Origin of the sequence: Microbulbifer epialgicus, from assembly GCF_041447265.1 — a bacterium.
Classification (GTDB): domain Bacteria; phylum Pseudomonadota; class Gammaproteobacteria; order Pseudomonadales; family Cellvibrionaceae; genus Microbulbifer; species Microbulbifer epialgicus.
Genome location: NZ_JBGMEK010000149.1, coordinates 1 through 5,142 on the forward strand (window position 1 = coordinate 1; position 5,142 = coordinate 5,142).

General features: G+C 41.4%; 6 protein-coding genes. 2 read left to right on the top strand and 4 right to left on the bottom strand.

Features of this window, described 5'->3' with window-relative positions:
- Positions 1 to 243, top strand: a 243-nt coding sequence (locus ACCI49_RS23415) for an integrase core domain-containing protein (RefSeq protein ID WP_371840492.1), incomplete at its 5' end; no start/stop codon positions are given.
- 325 nt (positions 244 to 568) lie between these two features.
- Here ACCI49_RS23415 and ACCI49_RS23420 read toward each other — a convergent pair.
- The 3 genes from ACCI49_RS23420 to ACCI49_RS23430 all read right to left on the bottom strand — a co-directional run bounded on the left by ACCI49_RS23420 (position 569) and on the right by ACCI49_RS23430 (position 2,585).
- Positions 569 to 937 carry a hypothetical protein gene (locus ACCI49_RS23420; protein ID WP_371841663.1) on the bottom strand — a complete coding sequence of 123 codons (369 nt, stop codon included), beginning with the start codon at positions 935 to 937 and terminating at the stop codon, positions 569 to 571.
- Positions 938 to 1,286: 349 nt separating this feature from the next.
- Positions 1,287 to 2,195 carry an alpha/beta hydrolase gene (locus ACCI49_RS23425; protein ID WP_371841664.1) on the bottom strand — a complete coding sequence of 303 codons (909 nt, stop codon included), beginning with the start codon at positions 2,193 to 2,195 and terminating at the stop codon, positions 1,287 to 1,289.
- A gap of 12 nt (positions 2,196 to 2,207) precedes the next feature.
- Positions 2,208 to 2,585 carry a YybH family protein gene (locus ACCI49_RS23430; RefSeq protein ID WP_371841665.1) on the bottom strand — a complete coding sequence of 126 codons (378 nt, stop codon included), beginning with the start codon at positions 2,583 to 2,585 and terminating at the stop codon, positions 2,208 to 2,210.
- 114 nt (positions 2,586 to 2,699) lie between these two features.
- On the opposite strand from ACCI49_RS23430, the gene ACCI49_RS23435 reads away from it, so the two are divergent.
- On the top strand, positions 2,700 to 3,572 hold the full coding sequence (locus ACCI49_RS23435; protein ID WP_371841666.1) for a LysR family transcriptional regulator: 873 nt from the start codon (positions 2,700 to 2,702) through the stop codon (positions 3,570 to 3,572).
- A gap of 201 nt (positions 3,573 to 3,773) precedes the next feature.
- On the opposite strand, the gene ACCI49_RS23440 is transcribed toward ACCI49_RS23435, so the two are convergent.
- On the bottom strand, positions 3,774 to 4,766 hold the full coding sequence (locus ACCI49_RS23440; protein WP_371841667.1) for a right-handed parallel beta-helix repeat-containing protein: 993 nt from the start codon (positions 4,764 to 4,766) through the stop codon (positions 3,774 to 3,776).
- Positions 4,767 to 5,142 lie beyond the last annotated feature (376 nt).

Consider the following 5,142-nt stretch of genomic DNA (forward strand, 5'->3'; position numbering starts at 1 on the left):
AGGCATCCACAAACCAACGGCATCTGTGAGCGCTTCCATAAAACCATTCTACAAGAGTTCTACCAGCCTTCATTACGCCGGAAGATCTATGGATCAATAGAAGAGTTACAAAAGGATCTGGACGAATGGCTCACATATTACAATAATGACCGTACCCATCAGGGTAAAAAGTGTTGTGGCCGCACTCCGATGGCAACACTTGAAGATGGAAAAAGCATCTGGAAGGAAAAACTCGTAAACTGAATTTGACCTGACAAAGCACCTTCTGAAAAACCGGTAACTGTCAGATCAAGTCTGAACTACTACACGTTACAGAATTAACCGCATGGACCACTAGGCCAGTATATGTCACACTACTAGCAGCGTTTACAATATCATCGCAAAAAGCACCGTTTCCCGGTCCAATTTCAAGATCCGACTCTGAATTTTTTATCTGCATCAACTCAATACACTGGGCGTTCAATAAACGATTGAACCTCGTTCACTTTCTGTGCAATTTTTATCGCTTCTTCCCCTGATGAACATCGTAGTTGTGATGCCGATTTATTAAGTTCCATATTGTCTCAACCTATTTTATACAGCGTACATACTTAAAAAAGTACTCCTCTGCTGAGCGCATTAAAACCTTTCCATCTCGACTTAATGTATAAGTTTCTTCAGAAATCCACCTCTGCCCTTCCCCTTCCATATGGAAATGGACATTTAGACTTTCATCTTGTTTGCTGATTGATTTAACTATTCCTATTGACTCCCAAAAAGAAACTTCACCCTCAGATATAACTAAGCTACTAGGGTTCAGATATTTATCACACAAGTCTTTATTGACTGTCCATTTATCCTGAAATTCTTTAGGGAATCCCGAATATCCGAAAGATTGAATGGAAACTAAGGTCAACAGTAAGAGTGTTAGTTTACAATACATCAATTTAACGCCCATCTAATAAATTGCTACAAACTTAATAATGAAAAATTAACAAAAACTGTATGGCAAGCGTAGGTCTTTCATATATTGTGAGATTAGCAACAGGTCAAGGCAGCCACGTATCTATCATACAAGCAAACTATTAGGATTACCTACGATTAACCGCTACCAAGGAAATATTGCGATATTGTTTTGCACTGAAGCATCTAAACTGCATGCTATACAAGAAGTCCTTCAGAAAAACTTATTGAATTAAATCACACTTTGGACAATTCTCCGATTAATTTATACCCGGATGTGTAAGCTGCGATCTACGCTTGAATTCAACAAAAAGTTTTCTAATTAAAAACTATTACTATTCTCATCAATTCATATTTAGTAAAATATACTCAAGAACTTCATCGTTATCATTGGACAACCTTTCAATAAGGTCAAGGTGGTCCCGGTTATTAGCTAATATAAAATGACAAGGCCAGTCGGCCTTCAGTAATTTTTCCTGATACTCTTTCGTTTGCCGAAAGAATTCCGGTGTATCAAATTCAGGAACGATTAAGTGTAAGGGGCAAGGAGAATGACGTTCAGAGACTGTTAGTAATTGCGGACTCACTTTGGCTGCCGATGCCATTGAAAACTGTATCGTGTCATTAACAAAACTATTCACTAACGGTCGAATATCAAAAAGGCCAGCCAATGAGAATACCCCTTTCAATTTCTTAATTGTTACATTAGAAACCTCAAATTTCCTCCAGTCGATCTGATGGAGCACAGCAACCAGATGTCCACCGGCTGAGTGCCCCATTAAGTAAACTTTAGAGGCGCCTTTCTTTTCAGCCTCTTTAAATACGGAAACCATGGCCCACTGCAGCTGCGTAACAATAGATTCCATGGGGCTTTCAGAGTCCCACTCCTGGGCCATGCGATAACCCGGCATATAGACTGCGATTCCCTTTTTATTAAAGGGCTCAGCCAGGTATGAAAATTGCTCCTTCGAAAACCACTGCCACCATCCCCCATGGATATAGACCAAGATAGGCGCATTGTCAGCTACATTAGCTGGCCTAAATATATCCATTGAGCCGACGAAATCTCCCTTGCCAAAGCATACGGTTTGAAGTCCGTCACTGACCTTACGGCGGTAAGTGTCGCTACGGCCACTAGTAATCTCAACATGGGCTGGTAGTAACTCTTCAGTCGGTAAACGCCTCGTCCACAGCGTGGGATTGTATTGTTCATCTGTTTTTTCCCAAGTGAAAGCGGCCCAAGCTTCATGCATACTACACCCCCCTCACTTGTCACTGGGATCAACGACTTCAAAGTGATCCTCACGCAAGCGCATAGAACCATCATCTTGGAGTACCCAAAGTTCACGGGTGATCACTCCCTGTGCATTGTTCATCTTCCAATTACTGGATAAAACTGTAGAGCTTTTATCGACTGCCTCAATGTTGATATCCGTATAGCTCACATCCGTAAACCCCTGGGCTATCAGGTTCTGCCAGAAAGCTTCAATCTGATGGCGTCCCTGGAACAAGCCAAAAGGCTGGGCAAACATATGTGCATTTTGTTCATACATAGAGGCACAGCCAACGGCATCTCCCTTGTTGAAAAAGGACTTCCATAACTCGCTGGCGGCCTGAGTTTTCTCGATCAATCCCGTACCCATATCTAACTCCTCGTTTCACTCATCAAGTATTGACGCTGTGCACATAGTTTGCTCCAGATGCTTGCTTGTGATAAACCCCTATTGAATCAAATCAATGTTTAGGGAAGTTAAACAGTGAAGCCAAGTCTTGAAGATATGCAGGTATTCGTGGCTGTAGTTGAATCACGCAGTTTTACTACAGCTGCTGATCACTTGGCGCGCACAAAATCGGCAGTTAGCCAGGCAGTCACACGCTTGGAGAGCGATCTGGGAACCCGGCTACTCTATAGAAGCACCCGTTCACTCTCACTGACTGAGGCTGGCACCCATTTCTATACGCACTGTCGTGAAATCAGGGACATCTACGACACTGCCCTGAGTGATATAAAACGCTCAAGTGAAGAGATTTCGGGCACACTTACCATAACGACCCCTCTTGCTCTGTGCGGCCCCGTAATTGTGCCCACCATATCCAAACTGAGAGCGCTTCATCCTCAACTTTGTGTACGGTTACTGGCTGATGACTCTCCAATGGACTTGATTGAATCACAGATAGATTTGGCGATTCGGGTAGGTAGCCTGGATATGCAATCCGCTAAAGTTTCCAAACTCGGTGTGCTCCGGGAGAGCCTCTATGCCAGCCCAAGGTATATCGATGAGAAGGGCGGCATTCCCGAAGACCTCATGGAGCTGCTTCATTGGGATCATATCGCCAATGATTGGCAGGGTATACCTGTGCTATATGATTTGACAAAAGACGTGAAGCTACGAGTAATGCCAAAAATTCGCTGCAATTCACTACACGATATTATTCAGTTAACCGAGTTGGGGGCCGGGCTCGCCAGGCTGCCTGATATCACAACAACACAAGGAGTTAATAGCGGCTTACTGGAGAAAGTGATGTTAGTAGCCTCAACTCCCATTCACTATATGCATCATTATTCAATAACTCCCCCAGCAAAAGTACAAAAATTCATTCAAATATTAAGAGATACATTAAATTCTTGAAAAAAGACAGCATACATTTTATCTGAACTGGAATATCCATAAGGAAGGTGTTACAAGCTTCCGTGCACAACATGTTTTTAGCTAAAAGTATTCAGGATTATATAGATTAGAGTTACAGACAATATTTTCCATTTTGTCCAAATAATTGAGGTTATCCCCAGTTGTATTTTTCTGAAAAAAATAGCAACTGAGGAGTACGATTTACAGGTCTTTTAGGCAAGGAGGGTTAGAGGTTCCTCCAGCGCCCACGTCATTATTACTCCAGGCGTTTAACATATTCGTACATAGCATATTTTCATTAGAGTCTCGCAAATCATCTTCTCCATTATCCATGGCGGTGTTATCCTCGATAGTGTTACCTATACTGCCAGTAAGAATAACGATACCATCATCGAGATTTTCATTGACTCTATTATTGTTAACCATATTACCTGTACTGCTACCACCTATAAGCACTCCGATAAGACCATTTTCAACCACAATGTTCCCAGAGATCAAATTTGAATTGCTTGTCATTTGGACCCCTTCATTGCTATTAAGAGTGACAAAATTACCGCTTACCGTTGCTCCACCTGATTCCCCTCTTAGATTGATCCCGTCATCATCATTATCGATAATACTATTCAGGGTTATAGTTGTGAATTTTCCATCTACTGTTACTCCATCATTCCCTGAAGCGCTAATATAATTATTGCTTATAGTGTTGTAATTTGCCTCAAGATTAATAAATACCCCCGCAAGGCCTGTAGTCAACCCAATACCGACTATCTCACTCCCCGTAATTAAATTATAGCTACTCGAAACAACAACTCCATTATCAATGAAATCAGTTATCTTTGAGTTCAAAATAGTGTGACTACCCACCCCCTCGACACTTACGCCATTAGGGCAGGATTCAATTTTACCGTTGATAACGCTTGCAGACACGCCCTCTATGAGTATTCCAGCCTCACCTTCACTACTTAACGACATACAAGTAAGTTTTCCTGCACCGAGCATGCGTAAACTACCAGTGGGACCAACAACGGTCAGGGCATATGGATTGGAATCTGACAAAGAGCGGTTAAGCTCCTCCAAAAGTAACGTTGGGGTATATATAGTATCGTAACATTCAACAGAAAGAGCATTTGAAGAAGCAATAATTCCACAAGCTAAGATTGAATAAGAAAATGAAAATTCCATTTTTACGCTCACAATAAATTCCTTTTACAATCTTAATAAAAACACGCCATCACAACAGGCATTTACCAACCTCTAAAGATTATCATCCATCATAAGGGAACCTCTATAAATTCTGAGATAAATTTACGAACCATTGGAGTGCTAATTTATGCTTGAGTTTTAGTTGTAAAGCTAAGCTTATTCAATAAATATTGATAGTTAGTGTGTTTTATAGTAATTTCAAGTAAAACTCATAGCTATTTTATCCCACTCTGTATACTGCGGGCGCAATTCAACTGTATAAACTGACAAATCGACGCATGTCGTAAACCGAATTCATCATGCTAACCTTAACATTGGCGCGCGCAAGTCCAATAGTTCGAACGAACATTCCTCCCTGTTCATTTTC

Coding starts and splice junctions, on each gene's coding strand:
- ACCI49_RS23420 (WP_371841663.1), bottom strand. CDS start 937: ATGGGCGTTAAATTGATGTATTGTAAACTAACACTCTTACTGTTGACC.
- ACCI49_RS23425 (WP_371841664.1), bottom strand. CDS start 2,195: ATGCATGAAGCTTGGGCCGCTTTCACTTGGGAAAAAACAGATGAACAA.
- ACCI49_RS23430 (WP_371841665.1), bottom strand. CDS start 2,585: ATGGGTACGGGATTGATCGAGAAAACTCAGGCCGCCAGCGAGTTATGG.